Below are 22411 nucleotides of genomic sequence, written 5' to 3'. Positions count from 1 at the left end.
GGGCAAAATACGGGTTTTCCGCACCCGAGAGGGCGCGCCCGAATCACGCGCCGGGCGGCGGCAGTGCGCATTCGCACGCCGCCGCCGGGCGCCCAGGCAAGCTGCTCGCCGTGTCGCGAGCCCACAGGAGTCCAGACCCCATGCCCGAATCCAACCTGTCCTTCTTCGGCCGGCTGTCGCTGGCCGTCGGCACGTTCTTCTCCGTGATCGGCAACCGCGAGTTCGCGGCCGGCGTGCTGCGCGTGCGCGACGGCGCCCCGGCACCGGTTGCGCCGGCCCCCGCGGCAGCCCCGGCGCCCGCGCCCGTGAAGGCGCCGGCCCCCGAGCTGCGCGAAGCGAGCCCGCAGGCCGCGCTGCAACTGCTCGGCCTGCTGCAGCGCGATGCGCGCTTCATCGACTTCGTCGAGGAAGACATCGCGGGCTACGCGGACGCCGACATCGGCGCCGCCGCACGCCTCGTGCACGACGGCTGCCGCGCCGCGCTGCGCGAGCATTTCACGATCGTGCCGGTGCGCGACGAAGCCGAAGGCAGCCGCGTGACGCTGCCGGCCGGCTTCGACGCGACGGCCGTGCGCGTGACGGGCAACGTGGTCGGCGCCGCGCCGTTCACGGGCACGGTCAGCCACCGCGGCTGGCGCGTTGCCGACGTGCGCCTGCCGAAGCTGACCGGCAGCCACGACGCCTCGGTGGTCGCACCGGCGGAGGTGGAACTGTGAACGATCCGCGCTATTCGATCGGTATCGACCTCGGTACGACCCACTGCGCGCTGTCGTACGTCGACAGCGCCGCGAGCGACGGCGAAACGATCACGCAGCAGGTGCTGCCGATCGCGCAGCTGACCGCGCCCGGCGCGCTGGAGTCGCGCGACCTGCTGCCGTCGTTCCTCTATCTTCCGCATGAAAGCGAGCTGACGCAGGGCGACCTGACGCTGCCGTGGACGGCCTCGCGCGGCTTCGCGGTCGGCGAGATGGCGCGCACGCGTGGCGCCGGCACGCCGATTCGCCTCGTGTCGAGCGCGAAGAGCTGGCTGTGCCACCCGGGCGTCGATCGCCGCGCGGCGATCCTGCCGAGCGATGCGCCGCCCGAAGTGGCGCGCGTGTCGCCGCTGGAAAGCTCGATCCGCTACCTGACGCACCTGCGCGAAGCGTGGGACCACGCGCATCCCGACGCGCCGTTCGCCGACCAGGACGTGACGGTCACGATCCCCGCGTCGTTCGACCCGGCCGCGCGCGAGCTGACGGCGGAAGCCGCGCGTGCCGCCGGCTATTCGCGCATGACGCTGCTGGAAGAGCCGCAGGCGGCGCTCTACAGCTGGATCCAGAAGAGCGAAGGCGGCTGGCGCAAGCAGGTGCAGGTCGGCGACCTGATCCTCTGCGTGGACGTCGGCGGCGGCACCACCGACCTGTCGCTGATCGCGGTGGTCGAGCGCGACGGCAATCTCGAACTGCATCGCGTGGCGGTCGGCGAGCACATCCTGCTCGGCGGCGACAACATGGACCTCGCGCTCGCGCACGTGGTCGCGCGCAAGCTCGCGCAGCAGGGCACGCAGGCGGACCCGTGGCAATTGCGCGCGCTGACCTACGCGTGCCGCTCGGCGAAGGAAACGCTGCTGTCCGACCCGACGACCGACGCGGTGCCGCTCGTCGTGCCGAGCCGCGGCTCGAAGCTGATCGGCGGCTCGATCCGCACGGAACTGACGCGCGCGGAACTCACGCAGACGATTCTCGAAGGTTTCTTCCCGCAAGTCGACGCGGCCGCGCGCCCGGTGAGCCGCGCGCGCGTCGGCCTGACGCAGCTCGGCCTGCCGTATGCGCAGGACGCGGGCATCACGCGCCACCTCGCAGCGTTCCTCGGCCGCCAGGTCGCGGCGCTCGACGCGCTCGAAGGCGTGCAGCGCACGCTGCCGCAAGGTGCGACGTTCCTGCATCCGACCGCGGTGCTGTTCAACGGCGGCGTGTTCAAGTCGCCGCTGCTCACGCAGCGCGTGCTCGATACGCTCAATAGCTGGCTCGCCGCCGAAGGCGCGCCGGCCGCGCGCCTGCTCGAAGGCGCGGACCTCGATCTGGCGGTCGCGCGCGGCGCGGCGTATTACGGCTACGTGAAGCGCGGCCGTGGCGTGCGCATTCGCGGCGGCACGGCGCGTGCGTATTACGTCGCGATCGAGTCGGCGATGCCCGCGGTGCCGGGGCTGGAGCCGCCGGTGCAGGCGCTCTGCGTCGCACCGTTCGGGATGGAGGAAGGCTCGGATGCGGCGTTGCCGCCGCAGGAGTTCGGCCTCGTCGTCGGCGAGCCGGTGCAGTTCCGCTTCTTCGGGTCGTCGGTGCGTCGCCAGGACCAGGTCGGCACGCTGCTCGACTACTGGTCGCCTGAAGAGCTGCAGGAACTCGAGGAAATCCAGGCCACGCTGCCCGCCGAAGGGCGCACGGTCGGCGAGGTCGTGCCGGTGAAGCTGCATGCGCGCGTGACCGAAGCCGGCACGCTCGAACTCGAGGCGATCCCGAGCGGCACGAACGAGCGCTGGAAGGTCGAGTTCGACGTGCGCGGCGCCGCCTGAGCGCGATGAAGCGCTATACGGTCGGCATCGACCTCGGCACGAGCAACACGGTCGTCGCATACGTCGAGGCCGGCTCCGACGCGATCCGCGTGTTCGACGTCGAGCAGCTGGTCGGCCCCGGCGCGGTGGCGGCGCAGCCGCTGCTGCCGTCGGTGCGTTATCACCCGGCGGCGGGTGAGCTGCCGCCGGACGCGCTGCGCCTGCCGTGGGCGGCCGATTCGAAGGCGGGTGCGAAGGCTGATCCGAAGGCCAACGCGAATGCGGCCGGTGCACCGCCGGCCGTGATCGGCCGCTATGCGCGCACGCTCGGCGCGCAAGTGCCGGGGCGGCTCGTCACCAGCGCGAAGAGCTGGCTGTCGCACGCATCGGTCGACCGGCTCGCGGCGATCCTGCCGTGGGGCGCGGCCGACGGCGTCGACAAGGTGTCGCCGGTCGACGCGAGCGCGAGCTATCTCGCGCACGTGCGGGCCGCGTGGGATGCGCGTTTTCCCGATGCGCCGCTCGCGAAGCAGGACGTCATTCTGACGGTGCCGGCGTCGTTCGACGACGGCGCCCGCGCGTTGACGGTCGAGGCGGCCAAACGCGCGAAACTGCCGGCGCTGCGCTTGCTGGAAGAACCGCAGGCCGCGTTCTACGACTGGCTGTACGGCCAGCGCGCGACGTTGCGCGACACCTTCGCCGCACCGCGCCGCGTGCTGATCTGCGATGTCGGCGGCGGCACGACCGACCTCACGCTGGTCGACGTCGCGCCGGGAGACGATGGCGAACCGGCCTTCACGCGCGTCGGCGTCGGCAATCACCTGATGCTCGGCGGCGACAACATGGACCTCGCGCTCGCGCGCCTGGTCGAGACGCGGCTGACCGAGCCCGGCACGCGGCTGTCGGCCGCGAGCCTGTCGCAGCTCGTCGAGCGCTGCCGCGCGGCGAAGGAGCGGCTGCTCGGCGACGACGCGCCGGCCTCCGTCACCGTGACGCTGCTCGGCGCGGGCAGCAAGCTCGTCGGCGGCGCCCGCTCGGCCGAGCTGACGCGTCAGGAAGTCGAGCAGATCGTCGTCGACGGCTTCTTTCCGCAGGTCGAGGCCGGCGAGCTGCCGCGCCGCGCGCGGGCCGCGATCGTCGAATTCGGCTTGCCGTATGCGAGCGACCCGGCCGTCACGCGCCACGTCGCCGCGTTCCTGAATCGTCATGCGGAAGGCCCGCTGCCCGACACGCTGCTGCTCAACGGCGGCGTGTTCCGCGCGGGTGCGCTGGCCGGCCGTCTCGCGCAGACGCTCGGCGCGTGGCGCGGCGCGCCGCTCGACGTGCTGCACAACGCGCATCCGGACGTGGCGGTCGCGCGCGGCGCGGTGGCTTATGGCCTGGCGCGGGCGGGGCATGCGCCGCGCATCGGCGGCGGTTCCGCGCGCAGTTATTTCCTCGTGCTCGACGATGGCGAGGGCGCCACGGCGGCGCGCGGTGTCTGCCTGCTGCCGCGCGGTGCCGAGGAGGGCCGCGAGATCCGGCTCGAGGAACGCACGTTCGCGCTGCAGCTCGGGCAGCCGGTGCGTTTCCACCTCGTGTCGACGGTCGCCGACACCGCGTACCAGCCGGGCGATCTGGTCGAGCTGGACGGCGGCGACTTCGTGCGGCTGCCGCCGATCGCGACGGTCGTCGACGCGAAGGCCGGTAGCGATGCGCGCGAAACGCCGGTGAAACTCACCGCGTCGCTGACCGAGGTCGGCACGCTCGAAATGCATTGCATCGCGACCGACGATGCAGCGCGCCGCTGGCGGCTCGAATTCCAGTTGCGCGGCGATGCGCCCGCGCAAGGCGACGATGCCACGTTCGCGCGCCATCCGCGCGTCGATCACGCGATCGAGCTGATCGACCGCTCGTTCGGCAGCAAGGCCGCGGATGTCACGCCGAAGGACACGCGACGGTTGCGCGCGCAACTTGAACAGGTGCTCGGCCCGCGCGACGAGTGGGACGTCGCGCTCGCGCGCGAGCTGTTCGACGCGTTGCTTGCGCGCGCGCGTCGCCGGCGGCGCTCGGCCGATCACGAACGCGCGTGGCTGAACCTCGCCGGCTATTGCCTGCGCCCGGGCTTCGGCCATCCGCTCGATGCGTGGCGCATCGAGCAGCTGTGGCCGCTGTTCGACGACGGGATCCAGTACGTGAACGACGCGCAGGTGTGGTCCGAGTGGTGGACGTTGTGGCGGCGCGTGGCCGGCGGCCTCGACGACGACGCGCAGACGCAGGTGCGCGATGCGATCGCGTTCCTCGAACCGTCCGACGACAAGCGCCGCAAGCTGCCGTTCGACCCGGCCAAGGTCGGCCCGGCCGACATGACGCGCCTGTCCGCGTCGCTCGAACGACTGCCGGTCGAGCGCAAGGTGGAACTGGCCGAGCGGTTGATCGTGCAATTGCAGAAGCCGGCCGAGCGCACGCTGTGCGCGTGGGCGCTCGGGCGCATCGGTGCGCGCCGGCCGTTCTACGGCAGCGCGCACAGCGTGGTGCCGGCCGACGTCGCGAACCGCTGGCTCGATGCGCTGTTCGCGCTGGACTGGAAGCAGGTCGAACCCGCGGCGTTCGCGGTCGCGCAGATCGCGCGGATGACAGGTGACCGCGAACGCGATTTGCCGGATGAAACGCGTGAGGCGGTGATCAAGCGCCTGTCTTCCGCGAATGTGTCGGCCGCGTGGATCGACATGGTGCGCGAGGCGATTGCGTTCGATGAAGCCGACACCGCACGTGTGTTCGGCGAAACGTTGCCGGCCGGGTTGAAGCTGCTGGCGGGGTGATGAACGGGCGGGACGATGCTTCGATCTGATTCGCAGATCGAAGCATCGTCCGGCGACGCCATCGGGCTATTCGCGCAGGATGTCCGCTCAGGTCGAAGCATCGCCCGGCGGCGCCATCGGGCTATTCGCGCAGGATGTCCGCTCAGGCCGAAGCATCGTCCGGCTGCGCCATCGGGCTATCCGCGCAGGATGTCCGCTCAGGCCGAAGCGTCGTCCTGCGGCGCTTTCGGGCTATCCGCCGCAGGATGTCCGCTCAGGCGTGCGGCACCGGTTCGCGTTACCGCGCCGCCGATTCCATTTCCTTCACGTCATGTGCTGCGGCCCGCCGCGCGAGATGAATGCCCGCGAGCATGCAGCGCACCGAGCCACCGGCCAGTTCGATCGTCGACACGTCGAGCGGCAGCAGCCGCGCGGAGCGTTCGATCGTCGCGCGCTGGCCGCCGGTGAGGCAGTCGAACGCGCGCCGCGACAGCGCGAGCACGCGCCCGTCCTTGCCCGACAACTCAAGCGTATTGCCCGCGAAATTCGCGATCTGCGCATGATCGAGCGCGATCACGGTGCGGCCCGTTTCGGTCAGGCGTTGCGCGATTTCGTCGCGGCGCCGGCGGTCGGCGATCAGGTCGAGGCCGATCATCGCGAACTCGGTGGCGACGCTCATCATCACGTTCGTGTGATAGATCGGGTTGCCGTTCGCATCGGCCGTATCGAAGCAGATCGGCTCGAAGTTGAAGTGCGTGCAGAAGCGTTCGAGCGCGACCGGATCGGCGCGGCGCGAACGCGCGGTGTACGCGATGCGTGCGACGTGGTCGAGCACCATCGCGCCGGTGCCTTCCAGGAACACGTCGTCGTATTCGAGCCCCGAGTAGTCGATCACGTCCTGCACGCGGTATTCCTCTTTCAGCATCTCGACGATGTCCGCGCGCCGCTCGCGGCGGCGGTTCGGGCTATGCATCGGAAACAGCGCGATATGCCCGCCCGGATGAGTCGAGAACCAGTTGTTCGGGAACACGGAGTCGGGCGTGTCGCGCTCGCCGTGATCGTCGAACACGTGCACGCGCACGCCTGCATCGGCGAGTGTGCGCGCGGCGGCCGTGACTTCGTCGCGCGCGGCGGCCGACACCGACAGCGTGTCGTGCGCGCCGCCGACGGCCGTGCGCTGGAACGCGTTGTCGGCCGCGGTCTGCGGATTCGGCAGGAAGCGGTGCGGCCGGATCATCACGACGGCGGCCGGCGCCTGGATCGATACGAGATTCATGAACGTTTGAAGAGACAGGCGGAGAATCGGGCGGCGCGCCGGCCGCCCGGGATGACGATCAGCGTGCGAACGCGGCGACGGCTTCGGTCACGAACGCCGCATGACCCTGCGCGATCGCGGCCGGATCGTCGATCAGCGCGAACAGGTTTTTCGGATCGACGGCCGGCGGAATCAGCGCGATCTCGACGCCCGCGTTGTGCTGCTGCGCGAGCGCATACAGGTAGCGCAGCGCCGAGTAGTCCTCGAGCGCGAAGCCGACCGAGTCGAACACCGTGACTTCATCTGCGCGCTCGCGGCCGGGCGTCTCGCCCTGCAGCACGCGCCACAGTTCGGTCACCGGGAAGTCGGCCGGCATCTGCTGGATCTCGCCCTCGATGCGCGACTGCGGCTCGAATTCGACGAACACGCGGCCCGCCTGCAGCACGCCCGCGTCGAGCTCGGTCTTGCCCGGGCAATCGCCGCCGACCGCGTTCAGGTGCATGCCGGGCTCGATCATATCGGCCGTGACGATGGTCGCATACGCCTTGTCGGCGGTGACGGTCGTCACGATGTCGGCGCCACGCACGGCGTCGGCGGTCGACGCGGCGCGCACGACGCGCAATTCAGGGTAAGCGGCGAGGTTCTTCACGAGCTTGTCGGTCGCGAGCGGATCGACGTCGAACACGCGGATCTCGTCGATGCCGAGCAGCGTGTGGAACGCGATCGCCTGGAATTCGCTCTGCGCGCCGTTGCCGATCAGCGCCATCGTGCGCGCGTCGGGGCGGGCGAGCGCCTGCGCGGCCAGCACCGACGTCGCGGCGGTGCGCAACGCGGTGGTCAGCGTGAGTTCGGCGAGCAGCAGCGGGTAGCCGGTGTCGACTTCGGCGAGCGCGCCGAACGCCATCACGGTGTGCATCCCGCGCGCGGCGTTGACGGGGTGGCCGTTCACGTACTTGAACGCGAACAGCGACGCGTTCGCGACGGGCATCAGCTCGATCACGCCGTCGCGCGAGTGGCAGGCGACGCGCGGCGACTTGTCGAAGTCGGCCCAGTGCAGGTAATCGGCGCGCAGCGTGTCGACGAGCGCGCGCAGGAACGGCGTGACGCCGGTCTGGGCGATCAGTCGGGCGGTGGCGGGAACGTCGAGGAAGCGGGTCATAGGTCTGTCTCCATTTTGTTGCCCCGGACGCGTGTCCAGGCGTTCTGGTCGACCGGGGCGGGCGTGTCGGCCCGGGCCCCGGCTCCATCAAAAGCGGCGTTGCGGCCCATGCGGCCGGTCGATGGAGTCATTATTTCCGTGAGTCGAGCCAACAAAAAGACGGCAAAAATGGCAGATTTCTCGATAGACTTGGCAGATTGCTGGCCGGATATGGCAGTTTGTTCAAATCATGCTGGTCGAAATGCGTGCCGTCCGGCACGCTGGCGGCTGTGTCACGTTCAACAGGAAGGTCCGTTCATGATTACGCTCGACGACGTCGACCGGCAGCTCATCGCGCTGCTGCGCGACAACGCGCGGATGCCCGTCGTCGCCCTTGCGAAGGCGTTGCGCGTCGCGCGCGCGACCGTGCAGAACCGGCTGACGCGGCTGGAGAAGAACGGCGTGATCGTCGGCTATACGGTGCGGCTCAAGCCGGCCGCCGAGCGGCACCGGATCCGCGCGCTGATGTCGATCGCGGTGCAGGGCAATCGCGGCGCGGAAGTGGTGAAGGTGCTGCGCGGGCATCCGAACGTCGCGTCGATCCACAGTACCAACGGGCGCTGGGATCTGGTCGCCGAGCTGCACGCCGATTCGCTCGAGCATTTCGATCGCGTGCTCGGCGCGATCCGGTTGATCGACGGGATCGCGAATACGGAGACGAGCATTCTGTTGTCGACGCACAAGGCGTGACGCGCGGCGGCGCGCGTCGGCCGGCGTGCTCGCCTGCGCCGGCGCGGCGGCGTGTCAGTCGCCCGCTGCGGATTCGGGAAACACCGGTTCGCCCAGCGTCAGCATCAGCCGGTTCGCCCACGCGAAGATCGCGACGGCGTGCGACAGGTCGAGAATTTCTTCGTGGGTGAGCCCTTCGGCTTCGAGCGCGGCGATGTCGCGTTCGTCCACCGTGTCGGGCCGTTCGGTCAGCGCGACCGCATAGCGGATGATCGCGCGTTCGCGCGCGGTCGTGCCGGCTGTCGACGGATCGTCGAACACCTGGTCGATCGCATCGGTGCGTTTCGCGAGCTGCGCGAAGCGTTGTGCGTGCACCGATGCGCAATACACGCAGCCGTTCACGCGCGACACGGCCGTGCTTGCCAGCTCGCGTTCCGCGCGCGACAGTCCGCCCGGACCATACATGATCGCGTTGAACACGCCGGAACGCTGCCGCAGGATGTCGGGCAGGTGGACGAGCAGCAGGTAGTAGTCCGACGTTTTCGCTTGCGGATGGCTCGCTTCGAGCACCGCGAGCTGGTCGGCCGTGGCGCGCTCGAGCGGCACCGTGTCGAGCCATGCACGCCAGCCGAGCGTGGCGGACGTGAAACCGTGCGTGGCCATCGTCATGCGGCCTCCCGGGCGGCACGCGCCTGCAACGCTTGCGCCGCTGCCGCGACACGCAGCTGATACGAGACGAAGGCGACGAGCTGCGACATCGCGACGATCGCGGGTGTCGTGAACCCGGCCGACTTCAGTGCGTCGAGATCGGACGGGCGTGCGTCGGCGGGCGAGCGCGTCAGGCGCCGCGCATGCGCGAGGAGCGCGCCGAGGCGCGTGGGCAGTGCGTCGAATGCATCGGCATCCGCGCGGGCGATGTCGTCCGGCGTGCCGCCTGCATCGATCAGTCGTGTTCGGTAGACCGCGGCCAGCGCGTGCGCATTCGAGCGCTGCGCGACGTACCGCGCCGCATGCAATCGTTCGATTAACGAAAGATCGGGCAGCGCGGTGTCGAACAGCGCGGCTTCGCTGAGCCGCGTATGGAGCAGCACCTTGTCGCGTGCGCGACGCAGCGTGGCCACGGCATCGCCTTCGCGCAGGCCGGCGACGGCGTCGATCGTATCCGGCGCGGCGGCCGGCGGGATGGGTTCGGTCATCGTGATGGATTCCAGTCGTCGTGAGTATCGTGGATCGCGGCGGCGCTCATGCATCGGCGTCGCGCCATTCGTCGCCCTGCAGCTCCGCGGTCGCGAACGCGACGAGCGCGTCGTAGTGGCGGTCGCGATCGGCGTCGAACAGCCGGCTCGCGATGCCGCGTGCGAGCCGCCCGGCGCCCGCGCTGATCGCGGGGATGTCGCCCGACAGCTTGCCGTGGCTCAGGCTCGCCGCATGGTTGAAGCAATGGATGCGCGTGACGGCCGGGCAGGCGCCGCGCTCGCGTTCCTGGAACGCGAACGCGGGGCCGAGATCGGGCGACTCGGCGAGCTCGTCGAGCCATGTGCCCGGTTCCGGTTGATAGCGATCTTTCCAGCGCCGCACATGCGGCCCGAACGACGCGAATTCCGCGCGTGTCGTCCAGTCGGAATGAAAGCCCGTCGCGAAGATCAGGAAGTCGACCGTGTAGCGGCCGCGCGGCGTGACGACGTCGAGGCCGTCCGCGTGTTCGACCAGCGTTTCGATCGGGCTGGCTGCATGGAAGTGTGCGTGAGCATGCCGCGACACGCGCAGCACGCTGTCGCGCGGCGGCGGTGTCTGCGACGTCAGCGCGTAGTGCATGAAGCGCCACTTCGTCGCATCGTCGAGATCGGCATAACCGTGCACGAGGCCCGGGCTGCCGATGCCCGTCAGCTTGTTGATGCGCGGAATGTCCGCGCGACGGAAGAACAGGTCGACGCGCGCGGCGCCCGCTTCGAGCGCGGTGCCCGCATTGTCGAACGCGGACGCGCCCGCGCCGACCACGCCGACGCGCTTGCCGGCGAGCGAAGCGAAATCGATCGGCTCGGACGAATGGGCCCAACGCGAGCGCGGCGCGCGTTGCGCGACGGGCGGCACGTACGGGCCGCCGAGCCCGTCGCGGCCGGTCGCCAGCACGACGTGTCGCGCGAGCACGGTCTGCGCGTGGCCGTTCGCGCGCAGGTCGAGCGCGAGCAGGCCGTCGTCGCGCGGACGCAGTGCCACGAGCGCGGTGTCGTTGCGCACCGGCAGGTCGAGCACACGGCGATACCAGCGCAGGTATTCCATCCATTGCGTGCGCGGAATCTTGTAGAGCGCATCCCACGCGTCGCGGCCGTATCGTGCTTCGAACCACGCGCGGAACGTCAGCGCGGGCAGGCCGAGCGCGGGGCCGGTGAGCTGCTTCGGCGAGCGCAGCGTCTCCATCCGCGCGAACGTGATCCACGGGCCTTCGTAGCCGGCCGGTGCGCGGTCGATCACGCACTGGTTGTCGATGCCGAGCAGGCGCAGTTCGGCGGAGGCCGCGAGCCCCGCCATTCCGCCGCCGACGATCGCGACGTCGAGCACGCGCGTGCCGTCGACGTCGCGCGGCGGCACCCACGACGGCGCGGGCAGGTCGAGCCAGCGCAGGTCCTGGGCGAGGCGGGCTTCGAGTGCGTCGAGCGTGTCAGGTGTGTCAGGTGTGTCAGGTGTGTCAGGTGTGTCGGGTGTGTCGGGTGTGTCGGGCGTCGCCGTCATGCGGCCTCCGGGCGGGTACCGCGTGTGCGTGCGGTTCGTGTGGCGCGTGTCACGCGAGGCGGGCGATCGATGCGCAACCGGTCGCCTCGCAGCAGCGCGTCGTGCACGGATGCATCGTGAAAGGTCACGTCGTCGAGCAGCGCGCGCGTCGTGTTCTGCAGCGCGTCGAGCAGCGCCTCGACGGCGGCCGTGCGCGTCTTGCCGGCGGGCGTCGCGACACCGAACGCGAACGGGATGTCGACATCGAGCGGTCGTGCGACGACGCCGTCCACCGGCAGTGCCACGCCGGTCGCCGGGTCGACGATGCCGATCCCGACGCCTGCGCGCGTGGCCATCACCGCGTTCAGCGATGCATTGGTTTCGATGAACACGTGCGCGTCGACGCGTGCGGCCGCGAATGCCGCATCGATCCGCTGGCGCAGCCGGTGCCGGTTCGCGACCGTCACGATGCGGCGGCCCGCGAGATCGCGCAGCGCGATGCGCGGCTTGCCCGCGAGCGGATCGTCGGCCGGCAGCACGGCGACGCAGGGCGTTTGCGCGATCCAGTGCACGTCGAGCCCCGCATGCGCCATCGGCAGCGTGACGACGCCGATATCGGCCGTGCCGGCGAGCACTTCGTGCACGACGTGTTCGGCCGACTCGCTGCGCAACTGGTAGTGCGGCGCGTGCGCGCCGTCGGGCAGTGCGGCGAGCGCGGCCGGCACGAGCGTGGCCGCGAGTGAAGGCGTGGCCGCGATGCGCACGGGTTCGGCGGTTTCGTCGCCGAGTGCGCGCGCCCGCGCTTCGATCGCGCGCAGGCCGACGAGCGAGCGTTCGACTTCCTCGTAGAGCAGGAATGCACGGCGCGTCGGCGTGACGCGCGGGCCGTGCCGGTCGAACAGCGCATAGCCGAGATCGGCTTCGAGCTCCTGGATTTGTCGCGTGACGGCCGGCTGCGAGCGGCCGAGCAGTTCGCCCGCGCCGGTCACGCTGCCGGCCGACATGACCGCGGAAAAGGCTTCGAGTTGATGCAACTCCATGACGCGTTCCGATGATGCGATTTGCGCATTGTAGGAGTGCGAGCATGCACGATTCATATAATGATTTTTGCTATCGACAGTGCCAAACATGCGAAGGGCACGCGCGCCGGGACGACGAGCCGTGCATGCACGCGCGTCGGCCGGCAGCGCTGCACGACGGCAAACGTCAATCGAATCAATGCGCTGCAGCGCATGCCGATGCGTCGCGCGGGACGCGCCGTGCAGGAGACCGTGGCAGTGATGTTGCGCTTCGCGCCGCGCACGATATCGATATGCGCAAAACTTCGTTGGAACGCCCTGAACCGGATGGTTACATGCCCTCACTCTTTTCGACTGACTGAAGCTGGGGGGACGCATGAACGTTTCGGGGAACGACGCACGCGGCGCATGGCGGCGCGTGCTGGGCACGGTGGCGGCACTGGCTGCCGCATGGGGCTTGTCGACGGGCGGCGCGCTCGCGGCGGGCGTGTCCGGCGAGCCGGTGGTGATCGGCGTGAGCGGGCCGCTCACCGGGCAGGACGCGCAATACGGCGAACAATGGAAGCGTGGCTTCGATCTCGCGCTCGACGAGATCAACGGCGGCGGCGGCATCCACGGCCGGCCGCTCGCGGTCGACTTCCAGGACAGCCGCAGCGATCCGCGCCAGGCGGTGGCGATCGCGCAGAAATTCGTCGCGGACCCGCGCATCGTGATCGAGCTCGGCGACTTTTCCAGCGCGACGTCGATGGCCGCGTCGCCGATCTACCAGCGCGGGCAACTGATCCAGTTCGGCTTCACGAACTCCCATCCGGATTTCACGAAGGGCGGCGACTACCTGTGGAGCACCGCGCTGAGCCAGGCCGAGGAGCAGCCGCTGCTCGCGCGCTACGCGGTGAAGGAGCTCGGCTTCAAGCGGATCGCGGTGCTGTACCTGAACACCGACTGGGGCCGCACCAGCAAGGACATCTTCGCGAAGGCGGTGACGGGGCTCGGCGCGCAGGTCGTCGCGGCCGAAGGCTACCAGCCGGCGGAGAAGGATTTCCGCTCGACGCTCGTGCGGATCGGTGCGTCGAAGCCCGATTCCATCGTGCTGATTTCCTACTACGCGGACGGCGCGCAGATCGTGCGGCAGGCGCGCACATCGGGGCTCACGCTGCCGATCGCGGCGGTCGGCTCCGTGTATTCGCCGAAGTTCCTCGAACTCGGCGGCACGGCCGTCGAGGGCGTCTATACGGAATCGAACTTCTTCCCGGCCGAACCGCGACCGGAGGTGCAGGCGTTCGTGCAGCGCTATCGCGCGAAATTTCATGCCGATCCCGATTCGTTCGTCGCGCGTGCATACGATGCGCTGATCCTGTCGGCCGAAGTGCTGCGCCGCTACGGCGTGACGCGCCAGGCCGCGCACGACGGCTTCGAGAAAGTGAGCGACGTGCCGAGCGTGATCTTCGGCAAGGTGCGTTTCGATCCGCAGACGCGCCGCGTCGCGGGCGCACGCACCGTGTATCTCGTCGTGAAGCAGGGGCAGTGGGCGCTGTGGGACGGCGCGAAGCCGCAGCTCGCGGCGCGCTGACTCCGACCCGGAACCGCATGCAAATGACGGACGCATCGTGATGGCTTCCTGGCTCGACTACACGCTCAACGGCCTCATCGTCGGCAACATCTACGCGCTGCTCGCGGTGGGGCTCGCGCTGATCTTCGGCGTGTCGCACCTGATCAACTTCGCGCACGGCTCGGTCTACATGGTCGGCGCCTTCATCGGCTGGCTGTGCCTGACGCGCTTCGGCTTGCCGCTGCCGGCCGCGCTCGCGGCGGTCGTCGTCGGCTGCGGCGCGCTCGGCATCGCGATCGAGCGGGTCGGGCTGCGGCCGTTGCGCCACGCCGCGCGCATCGCGCCGCTGCTCGCGACGATCGGCATCAGCTTCATCCTCGACCAGCTCGCGCAACTCGCGTTCGGCGCGGACCCGCGTGCGGTGCCGACGCCGCTGCCCGACTGGCACCTGCGCATCGCCGGCGCGACGCTCGGTGCGCTCGACCTGCTGATCGCCGGCATCGGCCTCGCGGCGGCCGCGCTGCTGTACGGCTTCCTGCGCTTCACGCGGCTCGGCTGGGCCGTGCGCGCGACCGCGCAGGATCGCGACGCGGCGCTGCAGATGGGCGTCGACGTCGATCGCGTGAACCAGACGGTGTTCGCGATCGCGTGCGCGCTCGGCGGTGTCAGCGGGCTGCTGGTCGGCATGTACTACAACAGCATCGATCCGGCGATGGGCTTCCAGGCGACGCTGAAGGGCGTGGTCGCGCTGCTGATCGGCGGGCTCGGCAACGTGCCCGGCGCGATCGCCGGCAGCCTGCTGCTCGGCCTCGTCGAAAGCTACGGCGTCGCGCTGTTCGGCACCAGCTATCGCGACCTGTTCGCGTTCGGGCTGCTGATCGTGTTCCTCGTGTGGCGGCCGAACGGCCTGTTCAGCGGGAAGCGCGCGCTGCCGCCGGAGCCGATGACGGGCACCTTCCTCGCGGCCGCGAAAGCCGTGCGCGTGCCGCGCCCGGTGCTCGTCGTGCTGATCGTGGCGGCGGCCGTGCTGCCGTGGCTCGGTGCATCACCTTATGTGCTGCAGACGCTGACCAACGCGTGGCTGTACGGGCTGCTCGCGCTGAGCCTCACGCTCGTCGCGGGCACGGTCGGGCAGATCTCCCTCGGCCACGCCGCGCTGCTCGTGATCGGCGCGTATGCGTCGGCGCTGCTGTCGTCGGATCTCGGCTGGTCGCCGGCCGTGACGATTCCGTGCGCGGGCGCGATCACCGCCGTGCTCGGCACGCTGCTCGTCTATCCGGCGTTCCGGCTGCGCGGGCACTACGTATCGATCGCGACACTCGGGATCGGCGAAGTGGTGAGCCTCGTGATCCTGAACTGGGACGGCCTCACGCGCGGCCCGCTCGGCATCACCGGCATCGCGCCGCTGCCGTGGGCGACGACCGCGCGCGCCGCGTACTGGTTCACGCTCGCGGTGCTCGTCGCGTTCGCGCTCGTGCAGGTGCGGCTGCTGCGCTCGCATCTCGGCCGCACGCTGCGCGCGGTGCGCGAGGACGACGTCGCCGCGCGCGCGCACGGCATCGCGCCGAACCGCTACAAGGCGATCGCGTTCGCGGTCGGCGGCGTCGCGGCCGGCGTGAGCGGCGGCATCGCCGCGCACCTGTACAGCTACATCAATCACCAGACCTTCGATTCGCAGGTGTCGATCCTCGCGCTGACGATGGTGATCCTCGGCGGGCTCGGCAACGTGCTCGGCGGCGTCGTCGGCGCGATCGCGCTGATCGGGCTGCCCGAGCTGTTCCGCTGGGCGGCCGACTACCGGATGCTGATCTACGGCCTCGTGCTGCTGCTGCTCGTCCGGTTCCGGCCGCAGGGCCTGCTCGGCACGGTGTGAGGAGGAATGCGATGACCACCACTCGACCCTTGCTCGACGTACGGGGTTTGACGCGCCGCTTCGACGGCGTGACCGCGCTCGACGCGGCAAGCCTGACGCTCGCCGACGGCGAGCTGCTGAGCGTGATCGGCCCGAACGGCGCGGGCAAGTCGACGCTGTTCAACCTGATCGCGGGCGCGGACCGCCCCGATGCCGGCAGCGTGACGTTCGACGGCCGCGACGTCACCGGCACGCCGCCGGAACGGCTCGCGGCGCTCGGCATCGCGCGCACGTTCCAGCACGGCCGCGTGTTCGGCAACCTGAGCGTGCTCGACAACGTGCTGATCGGCGCGCACGCGCGGTTGCGCGCGGCGCGACCGGGCTGGCCGGCGCTCGGCGCGGCGGCCGAGGTGTGGCGCGCGCTCGTGCGGCCCGCGTCGGTGCGGCGCGAGGAAGCGGCGCTGCGCGACGAGGCGCGCGACATCATCGCCGGGTTCGGCGAGCGGCTCACGCCGCGCATCGATCATCCGGCGCACAGCCTGTCGTATGCGAACCGGCGGCGCGTGGAGATCGGCCGCGCGCTCGCGCTGCATCCGCGCCTGCTGCTGCTCGACGAGCCGACCGCCGGGATGAACGAGACCGAGACCGCCGAGATGCTGCAACTGATCCAGTCGCTGAAGACGCGCGGCCTGACGATCCTGCTGATCGAGCACAAGCTCGAGCTCGTGATGCGCGTGTCCGACCGCGTGATGGTGCTCGACAACGGCGTGAAGATCGCCGAAGGCGCGCCACGCGACGTGCGGCACGATCCGCGCGTGATCGAGGCTTATCTCGGCCGCCGTCATGCAGGCGGCACGGCCGCCGAGCGCACCGTGCAGGCGGCCGCATGAGCGCACCTTCTTCCGGACCCGACACGACCATGACCGACGCGCTGCTGAAACTCGAACACCTCGACACGTTCTACGGCCCGGTGCAGGTGCATTTCGACGTGAACGTCGAAGTCGGCCGCGGGCAGATCGTCAGCCTGCTCGGCGGCAACGCGAGCGGCAAGTCCACGACGATGAAGCTGATTCTCGGGCTGATGCGGCCGCGTCGCGGCGTCGTGCGTTTCGACGGCGACGACGTGACCGCGCTCGCGACGCCGCAGCGCGTGCGGCGCGGGATCGCGGCCGTGCCCGAGGCGCGGCGGCTGTTCGGCGACATGAGTGTGCGCGAGAACCTGCTGATGGGCGCCTATACGCGCGGCGATCGTACGGCGGTGGCCGACGACTACGCGCGCGTGCTCGAACTGTTTCCGCGCGTGCGCGAGCGGCTCGCGCAGCGCGCGGGCACGCTGTCGGGCGGCGAGCAGCAGATGCTCGCGATGGCGCGCGCGCTGATGGCGCGGCCGAAGCTGATCTGCATGGACGAGCCGACGATGGGGTTGTCGCCGCTCTACGTCGACAAGGTGCTGGAACTGATCGACACGATCAACCGGCAGGGCGTGACGGTGTTCATGGTCGAGCAGAACGCGAGCCTCGCGCTGGAGATCGCGCATTACGGATACGTGCTGCAGACGGGGCGCGTCGTGCTCGAAGGGCCCGCGAAAACGCTGCTCGACGACGAACGCGTGCGCGATGCGTATCTCGGCGGGGAGGCGGTCGCGGCGTAGTCGACGGACGGGGCGCCGCATCCCGCCGATTCATGCGTGACCGGCGTGCGCCGTCGCCGGCCGCGGAAACGTCAGCACCACCGCGAACCCGCCCGCATCGGGAAACGCGAACCCGACGCGCCCGCCGTGCGCCTTCATCACTTCCTGCACGATCGCGAGCCCGAGCCCCGACCCGGTGCGGCGTTCGCTGCCGTCGGGCGCGATCCGCACGAACGGCTGCAATGCCGCGTCCCAATGCTCGCGCGGAATGCCGCGCCCGTTGTCGGTGACGGTCAGCGTCACCGACCGATCCGCGTTGCCCGCGGTGGCGACCGACACGACGATATCGTCCGCATGCCCGTGCAGCAGCGCGTTGTGCAGCACGTTCGACAATGCCTCCTGCAGACTGATTGCATCGCCGTCGATCCACGCATGCGGCGCGTCGCTCGCGAACGCGACGGCCACGTCGCGCGCGTCCGCGAGCGGAATCGTGCGGCCGAGCACGTCCTTCGCGAGCGCGACGAGATCGACGGGCTGCAGCGGCACGACCTCGGTGCGATGAATCACCATCGCATGATTGAGCAACTGCCCGGTGAGACGTCCGACATCCGAGCAGGTCGCGCGCAACGCATCGAGCCGCGCCGCATGACGCGCGGGATCGGCTTCGCCGTCGAGCAGTTCGATCTGCGCGTCGAGCCGCGCGAGCGGCGTGCGCATCTGGTGCGCGGCGTCGGCGATGAAACGCTGCATCGCGTTGATCCGCTCGGCGAGCCGCCGCATCAGCCCGTTGATCGACCCGATGATCGCGTCGATCTCGCTCGGCGTGTCGACGGCCACCGGCCGCAGGTCGGCCGGGTCGCGCGCGGCGATGATCGCGCCGATCTGCGCGAGCGGGCGCAGCCCGCGCCGGATCGCGAGGCCGCTCGCGCCGATCGCGAGCACGCTCATCAGCAGGATCAGCGTCCACACCTTGATGCTCATGTCGTTCGTCAGCTGTTGCCGCGCATTGGTTGTCTGCGCAACCGTCACGAGCGCCCAGCCCGGCGTGCTTTCCTCCGGCATGTAGCGCGCGATGGTCGCGGTGCGGATCCGGTGACCCTGGTAGACGGCGTTTGCGAACGACGGGCCCTGTTTCGCGGCCGCGAGCGTCGCGGGGCTCGCGAGATCGTTGTAGCCGGCCACGACGACGCCGCGCGAATCGACCACCTTGTAGTAGACGAGGTCGTAGCGCGACTGCGTCGACAGTGCGGCGACGGGCGGGTTCAGCGCGAGTACGCCGCCTTGCACATACAGGTTCTCCGCGACCTGGATCGACGCGCCGGCGAGCAGCTGGTCGTACGCGCGCTCGGCCGCGACGCCCGCGTAGTAGCGCGCGATCGCGGCCAGCGCGAGCGCACCGGTCGCGACGACGAGCGCGATGAACAGCAGCGTGCGCCCGAACAGCGTCTTCGGGAACCAGTCAGTGCGCGGCAATCTGATACCCCATCCCGCGCGCGGTGCGGATCTCGACCGAGCTGCCCTGCAGCTTCCTGCGCACGCGCGTCACGTATTGCTCGACCGCGTTCGCGGTCGGCTCGTTGCCGAAGCTGAACAGCTGGTTCAGCAGTTCGTCCTTCGAGAAGATCCGCTGGGGACGGCTCGCGAGGATCTCCAGCAGCGCGAATTCCTGGCGCGACAGCGACAGCGGCTGGCCGTCGAGTTCGGCAAGCCGGCTGCTGCGATCGATCACGAGGCCGCCGAGCGTCAGCACGTCGTTCGCATGGCCGCTGTTGCGGCGCAGCAGCGCCTGCACGCGCGCATCGAGCTCGCGGTAGTCGAACGGCTTCACGAGATAGTCGTCGGCGCCGAGGCCGAGGCCGCTCACGCGGTCGTCGATCGCCGAGCGCGCGGTGACGAGCAGCACCGGCGTCGTGCTGCCCGACGCGCGCAGGTTGCGCAGCACCGCGAAGCCGTCGAGGCCGGGCAGGTTCGCATCGAGCACGACGAGGTCGAAGCGCTCGACGCGCAGCAGGCCGTTCGCGGTCGAGCCGTCGGTTTCGAGATCGACGGCATGGCCGAGCCGCGCGAGGCGGTTGCGGATCGCCGCGCCGATTTCGGCATCGTCCTCCACGACGAGAATGCGCATGGTGCCGTTTGCAGGGTGAGGGGTTAGGGGTTTTCCCGGGGGCGGGATGTCAGTATTTTCTCAGACTCGCTCGATAACCTGTGTTCAGCCGGAGCAAGCGACGACGGCATTAATACCAGAGGAGACGGCAACATGCAGCATGTCACGGGCACGACGAAGGCGCGGCCGGATGCACGGCGTAGCCTGACGCCGGCTGCCGCGTTGCCGCTGGTCGCGCGCCGCATGGAGGCATGCGCATGAAGACGTCGCCGCGCCGCCGCGCGTTGCTCGCCGCCGGCCTCGGCATGCTTGCCGCACCGTCGCTGGTGCGCGCGAAGCCACGCACGGTGCGGATCTCGAAAGGCTATGGCGTGTTGTACCTGCCGCTGCTCGTGATGGAGAAGCAGCGCCTGTTCGAGCGGCATGCGGCGCGGCACGGCCTGCGCGACGTCGCGGTCGACTGGGTGCTGCTCGACGGCGGCAATTCCGTCAACGACGCGATGATGGCCGGCACGCTCGATTTCGCGGGTGCCGGCGCGCCGGGCTTCATCGAGCTGTGGGCGCGGGCGCGCGGGATTCCGAACGTCGAGGTGATCGGCATCAGCGGATTGTCCACGACCTCGCTGTCGCTCAATGCAAACCGTCCGGGCCTGACGTCGCTGCGCGACTTCACGCCGTCCGACCGGATCGCGGTGCCGGGCATCCGCACGTCGCTGTCGGCGGTCGTGCTGCAGATGGTCGCGAGCCGGCAGCTCGGCGCGCGGCATTTCGCGCAGCTCGACTCGATCACCGTGAACCTGCCGCATCCGCAGGCGATGCAGGCGCTGATCCGCCGCGAGAACGGCGTCACCGCGCACTTCACGTCGCCGCCGTTCTCGACCCTCGAATTGCGGCAGCCGGGCATTCATCGTGTCGTGAATTCGGTCGACGTGCTCGGCCCGCTGACGCTCGACGTCGTGTTCGCGCCGAAGCGGCTCGTCGATACGGAGCCCGCGCTGGCTGCGGCGTTTCTCGGTGCGCTCGACGAAGCGAACCGCCTGATCGCGCAGGACCCGCGCGCGGCGGCCGCGCTGTATGCGGCGTCGTCGGGCGTCGCCGTGTCGCACGACGATGTGATGCAGATGCTCGCCGCGCCTGACACGCGTTTCTCGGTGCGGCCGAACCAGCTGATGGACTACGTCGAATTCCTGTATCTCGCCGGCACGATCAAGGCGAAGCCGCGCGCGTGGCACGAGATGTTCGCGCCGATGCTCGACGACTACCGGACCGGCTGACGACGGCGGCCATCCGTTCCCGGATCCCGATTTCATCGAACCCCACCGCGCCCGCGCGTTCGTCGCGCGCGGCGCCGATTCAACCGACAAGCAACCGCTTCACGGAGGAGCCCGCAGTGAATGCCACCGAAACCCTGGACCCCGCGTCCGCCGAAGAGCAGCGCATCATGTCGAAGATGGCGCGGCGCCTGATGCCCATCCTCGTCGTGATGTTCCTGATCGCGTTCATCGACCGGCAGAACGTCGGCTTCGCGAAACTGCAGATGGTGCACAGCCTCGGGATGACCGAGGCCGCGTTCGGTCTCGCGTCGTCGCTGTTCTTCATCGGCTACCTGCTGTTCGAGGTGCCGAGCACGCTCGCGCTGCATCGCTACGGCGCACGCGTGTGGCTCGCGCGGATCATGCTGACGTGGGGCCTCATCACCGTGCTGATGGGCTTCACGACGTCGATGCCCGCGTTCTGTTCGCTGCGCTTCCTGCTCGGGATCGCCGAGGCCGGCTTCTATCCGGGCGTGATCTATTACCTGACGCTGTGGTTCCCGCAGAGCTATCGCGCGAAGGTGCTCGGCATCTTCACGCTCGGCAGCGCGCTCGCGAACATGCTCGGCTCGCTGGTCGGCGGCGTGCTGCTGAGCCTGAACGGCGTGTGGGGGCTCGCGGGCTGGCAGTGGGTGTTCGTGGCGACGGGTATCCCGGCGGTGATCGTCGCGATCGTCGTGTTCCGCGTGCTGCCGGCGTCGTTCCGCGAGGCGCCGTTCCTCGACGAACGCGAGAAGCAGATCGTCGCGGCCGCGCTGGAGCGCGAGAAGCCGGTGCAGGCCGAGCATGCGCAGCCGTGGAAGGCGCTGCTCGATCCGCGCGTGATGCTGTTCGCGGCGACCTACATGCTGATGTCGACGTCGCTGTACGGCGTCACGTACTGGCTGCCGACGCTCGTGAAATCGTTCGGTGTGTCGAGCAGTACGAACGGTTTGCTGAGCATGCTGCCGTGGGCGCTCGCGGTGGTGCTGCTGGTGTGGCTGCCGTCGAAGCTGCGCCGCGCGAAGAGCATCCTGCGCACGATCGCGATCGTCGCGGCGCTCGGCGCGCTCGGCTTCCTGCTGAGCCTCGTGCTGCCGTCGACGCCGCTGCGCTTCGTCGCGCTCGTGCTGGGCGGGGCGTGCATCCCGCTGCTGTATCCGTGCTTCTGGTCGATGCCGCCGCGCTACTTCACCGGCGCGCGTGCGGCGGCGAGCGTCGCGGCGATCAACTCGATCGGCAACCTCGGCGGCTTCTTCAGCCAGAACCTGATGCCGTTCGCGGGCAAGGTGACGGGCACGGCGTTCGGGCCGATGATCGTGCCGATCGTGTGCCTCGCGCTGCTCGGGATCGGCGCGCTCGTCGCGTGGACGCGCTCGGAGCGGGGGATGGTGGCGGCGCGGGTGTGATGGGCGGCGGCGGCCGGGGGCTGCGGTATCGCGCAGTCCCTGCTGCCGATCGGGCCGATGTGCTTCCGTGCATGCGTTCCGCATGCATGGAGAGCGAAATGAAAACGACGGCGATGTCCGTGCTTCGAGTCGATCGCAAGTTGCTCGAGGCAGCGGAAAGCGTGTTGGAGGAAAACGAGACGCTGTCCGCGTTCGTCGAATCGACGCTGCGCGCTGCCGTCGCACGCCGACGAACGCAGCGCGAGTTTGTCGCGCGCGGCCTGGCGTCGGCCGATGAGGCGCGGCGTACCGGTGAATACGTCGATGCCGCAGAAGTCCAGGCCAGCCTTGGGACGATGCTGAATGCCGCGCGTGCAGCGACGACAACCGGTTAGACGAGCGGTGTGAGTGACGGGCATGGTCGAACAAGTCA

19 protein-coding genes are annotated in these 22411 nt (G+C 69.8%); 11 read left to right on the top strand and 8 right to left on the bottom strand.

Annotation, left to right across the window (positions count from 1 at the left end):
- Positions 1-140 precede the first annotated feature (140 nt).
- The 3 genes from DIE12_RS19580 to DIE12_RS19570 are packed head-to-tail and all read left to right on the top strand — an operon-like array spanning position 141 to position 5334.
- On the top strand, positions 141-716 hold the full coding sequence (locus tag DIE12_RS19580) for a DUF2760 domain-containing protein (protein WP_124487695.1): 576 nt from the start codon (positions 141-143) through the stop codon (positions 714-716).
- Positions 713-2554: an Hsp70 family protein gene (locus DIE12_RS19575; protein ID WP_124487694.1), complete on the top strand. Its 1842-nt coding sequence runs from the start codon at positions 713-715 to the stop codon at positions 2552-2554. The genes DIE12_RS19580 and DIE12_RS19575 overlap by 4 nt, the downstream gene beginning before the upstream one ends.
- Before the next feature lie 5 nt (positions 2555-2559).
- Complete coding sequence (locus DIE12_RS19570) at positions 2560-5334, top strand: Hsp70 family protein (protein WP_124551323.1); 2775 nt, start codon at positions 2560-2562, stop codon at positions 5332-5334.
- Between the two features lie 277 nt (positions 5335-5611).
- On the opposite strand, the gene ctlX is transcribed toward DIE12_RS19570, so the two are convergent.
- Positions 5612-6589: a citrulline utilization hydrolase CtlX gene (ctlX, locus tag DIE12_RS19565; RefSeq protein ID WP_124520389.1), complete on the bottom strand. Its 978-nt coding sequence runs from the start codon at positions 6587-6589 to the stop codon at positions 5612-5614.
- Between the two features lie 58 nt (positions 6590-6647).
- Positions 6648-7727 (bottom strand): ornithine cyclodeaminase, encoded by a 1080-nt coding sequence (locus tag DIE12_RS19560; RefSeq protein ID WP_124520388.1) that lies wholly within the window; start codon positions 7725-7727, stop codon positions 6648-6650.
- 297 nt (positions 7728-8024) lie between these two features.
- Between DIE12_RS19560 and DIE12_RS19555 the strand changes: the two genes are divergently transcribed.
- A complete protein-coding gene (locus DIE12_RS19555) occupies positions 8025-8456 on the top strand; it encodes an Lrp/AsnC family transcriptional regulator (RefSeq protein WP_044845386.1) in 432 nt (143 codons plus the stop codon).
- Between the two features lie 54 nt (positions 8457-8510).
- Here DIE12_RS19555 and DIE12_RS19550 read toward each other — a convergent pair whose 3' ends face one another.
- Genes DIE12_RS19550 through DIE12_RS19535 form a run of 4 tightly spaced genes read right to left on the bottom strand, consistent with a single transcriptional unit; the run spans position 8511 to position 12184 of the window.
- Positions 8511-9104, bottom strand: a complete 594-nt coding sequence (locus DIE12_RS19550; protein ID WP_124520387.1) for a peroxidase-related enzyme — start codon at positions 9102-9104, stop codon at positions 8511-8513.
- Positions 9101-9631 carry a CMD domain-containing protein gene (locus DIE12_RS19545; protein ID WP_124520386.1) on the bottom strand — a complete coding sequence of 177 codons (531 nt, stop codon included), beginning with the start codon at positions 9629-9631 and terminating at the stop codon, positions 9101-9103. Before DIE12_RS19545 ends, DIE12_RS19550 begins: the two co-directional genes overlap by 4 nt.
- 46 nt (positions 9632-9677) lie before the next feature.
- The gene (locus DIE12_RS19540) at positions 9678-11165 is read right to left on the bottom strand and encodes an NAD(P)-binding domain-containing protein (RefSeq protein WP_260429028.1); all 1488 of its coding nucleotides are present in this window, start codon (positions 11163-11165) and stop codon (positions 9678-9680) included.
- Positions 11162-12184: a LysR family transcriptional regulator gene (locus DIE12_RS19535; RefSeq protein ID WP_124520385.1), complete on the bottom strand. Its 1023-nt coding sequence runs from the start codon at positions 12182-12184 to the stop codon at positions 11162-11164. The genes DIE12_RS19540 and DIE12_RS19535 overlap by 4 nt, the downstream gene beginning before the upstream one ends.
- A 355-nt stretch (positions 12185-12539) precedes the next feature.
- Between DIE12_RS19535 and DIE12_RS19525 the strand changes: the two genes are divergently transcribed.
- Genes DIE12_RS19525 through DIE12_RS19510 form a run of 4 tightly spaced genes read left to right on the top strand, consistent with a single transcriptional unit; the run spans position 12540 to position 17215 of the window.
- Positions 12540-13733, top strand: coding sequence for an ABC transporter substrate-binding protein (locus DIE12_RS19525; RefSeq protein ID WP_044845382.1), 1194 nt, complete (start codon positions 12540-12542; stop codon positions 13731-13733).
- 40 nt (positions 13734-13773) lie between these two features.
- Positions 13774-15585 (top strand): ABC transporter permease, encoded by a 1812-nt coding sequence (locus DIE12_RS19520; protein ID WP_124520416.1) that lies wholly within the window; start codon positions 13774-13776, stop codon positions 15583-15585.
- A gap of 11 nt (positions 15586-15596) precedes the next feature.
- On the top strand, positions 15597-16454 hold the full coding sequence (locus DIE12_RS19515) for an ABC transporter ATP-binding protein (RefSeq protein ID WP_124520384.1): 858 nt from the start codon (positions 15597-15599) through the stop codon (positions 16452-16454).
- Positions 16451-17215 (top strand): ABC transporter ATP-binding protein, encoded by a 765-nt coding sequence (locus tag DIE12_RS19510; protein WP_044845379.1) that lies wholly within the window; start codon positions 16451-16453, stop codon positions 17213-17215. The genes DIE12_RS19515 and DIE12_RS19510 overlap by 4 nt, the downstream gene beginning before the upstream one ends.
- A gap of 30 nt (positions 17216-17245) precedes the next feature.
- On the opposite strand, the gene DIE12_RS19505 is transcribed toward DIE12_RS19510, so the two are convergent.
- A complete protein-coding gene (locus DIE12_RS19505; protein WP_124520383.1) occupies positions 17246-18667 on the bottom strand; it encodes a sensor histidine kinase in 1422 nt (473 codons plus the stop codon).
- The gene (locus DIE12_RS19500; protein WP_124520382.1) at positions 18654-19319 is read right to left on the bottom strand and encodes a response regulator transcription factor; all 666 of its coding nucleotides are present in this window, start codon (positions 19317-19319) and stop codon (positions 18654-18656) included. Before DIE12_RS19500 ends, DIE12_RS19505 begins: the two co-directional genes overlap by 14 nt.
- Before the next feature lie 236 nt (positions 19320-19555).
- Between DIE12_RS19500 and DIE12_RS19495 the strand changes: the two genes are divergently transcribed.
- From DIE12_RS19495 to DIE12_RS19485, 3 genes are all read left to right on the top strand, one after another.
- Positions 19556-20572 carry an ABC transporter substrate-binding protein gene (locus tag DIE12_RS19495; protein WP_044845401.1) on the top strand — a complete coding sequence of 339 codons (1017 nt, stop codon included), beginning with the start codon at positions 19556-19558 and terminating at the stop codon, positions 20570-20572.
- A gap of 116 nt (positions 20573-20688) precedes the next feature.
- Entirely contained in the window at positions 20689-21999 is a 1311-nt protein-coding gene (locus DIE12_RS19490) for an MFS transporter (RefSeq protein ID WP_124520381.1), read from the top strand.
- A gap of 98 nt (positions 22000-22097) precedes the next feature.
- Positions 22098-22373: a YlcI/YnfO family protein gene (locus DIE12_RS19485; RefSeq protein WP_124487682.1), complete on the top strand. Its 276-nt coding sequence runs from the start codon at positions 22098-22100 to the stop codon at positions 22371-22373.
- Positions 22374-22411: the final 38 nt, after the last annotated feature.

The organism is Burkholderia sp. Bp9015 (assembly GCF_003853505.1).
Taxonomy (GTDB): domain Bacteria; phylum Pseudomonadota; class Gammaproteobacteria; order Burkholderiales; family Burkholderiaceae; genus Burkholderia.
The sequence above is the reverse complement of the archived record's forward strand: the minus strand, read 5'-3'. Positions and strand labels throughout refer to the sequence as shown.

Bases quoted from the DNA above. Each gene is read 5' to 3' on its own strand.
- DIE12_RS19535 (WP_124520385.1), bottom strand. From the start codon at position 12,184: ATGGAGTTGCATCAACTCGAAGCCTTTTCCGCGGTCATGTCGGCCGGC.
- DIE12_RS19485 (WP_124487682.1), top strand. From the start codon at position 22,098: ATGAAAACGACGGCGATGTCCGTGCTTCGAGTCGATCGCAAGTTGCTC.
- DIE12_RS19545 (WP_124520386.1), bottom strand. From the start codon at position 9,631: ATGACCGAACCCATCCCGCCGGCCGCCGCGCCGGATACGATCGACGCC.
- DIE12_RS19550 (WP_124520387.1), bottom strand. From the start codon at position 9,104: ATGACGATGGCCACGCACGGTTTCACGTCCGCCACGCTCGGCTGGCGT.
- ctlX (WP_124520389.1), bottom strand. From the start codon at position 6,589: ATGAATCTCGTATCGATCCAGGCGCCGGCCGCCGTCGTGATGATCCGG.
- DIE12_RS19520 (WP_124520416.1), top strand. From the start codon at position 13,774: ATGGCTTCCTGGCTCGACTACACGCTCAACGGCCTCATCGTCGGCAAC.
- DIE12_RS19580 (WP_124487695.1), top strand. From the start codon at position 141: ATGCCCGAATCCAACCTGTCCTTCTTCGGCCGGCTGTCGCTGGCCGTC.
- DIE12_RS19540 (WP_260429028.1), bottom strand. From the start codon at position 11,165: ATGACGGCGACGCCCGACACACCCGACACACCCGACACACCTGACACA.
- DIE12_RS19515 (WP_124520384.1), top strand. From the start codon at position 15,597: ATGACCACCACTCGACCCTTGCTCGACGTACGGGGTTTGACGCGCCGC.
- DIE12_RS19495 (WP_044845401.1), top strand. From the start codon at position 19,556: ATGAAGACGTCGCCGCGCCGCCGCGCGTTGCTCGCCGCCGGCCTCGGC.
- DIE12_RS19525 (WP_044845382.1), top strand. From the start codon at position 12,540: ATGAACGTTTCGGGGAACGACGCACGCGGCGCATGGCGGCGCGTGCTG.
- DIE12_RS19500 (WP_124520382.1), bottom strand. From the start codon at position 19,319: ATGCGCATTCTCGTCGTGGAGGACGATGCCGAAATCGGCGCGGCGATC.
- DIE12_RS19510 (WP_044845379.1), top strand. From the start codon at position 16,451: ATGAGCGCACCTTCTTCCGGACCCGACACGACCATGACCGACGCGCTG.
- DIE12_RS19570 (WP_124551323.1), top strand. From the start codon at position 2,560: ATGAAGCGCTATACGGTCGGCATCGACCTCGGCACGAGCAACACGGTC.
- DIE12_RS19555 (WP_044845386.1), top strand. From the start codon at position 8,025: ATGATTACGCTCGACGACGTCGACCGGCAGCTCATCGCGCTGCTGCGC.
- DIE12_RS19560 (WP_124520388.1), bottom strand. From the start codon at position 7,727: ATGACCCGCTTCCTCGACGTTCCCGCCACCGCCCGACTGATCGCCCAG.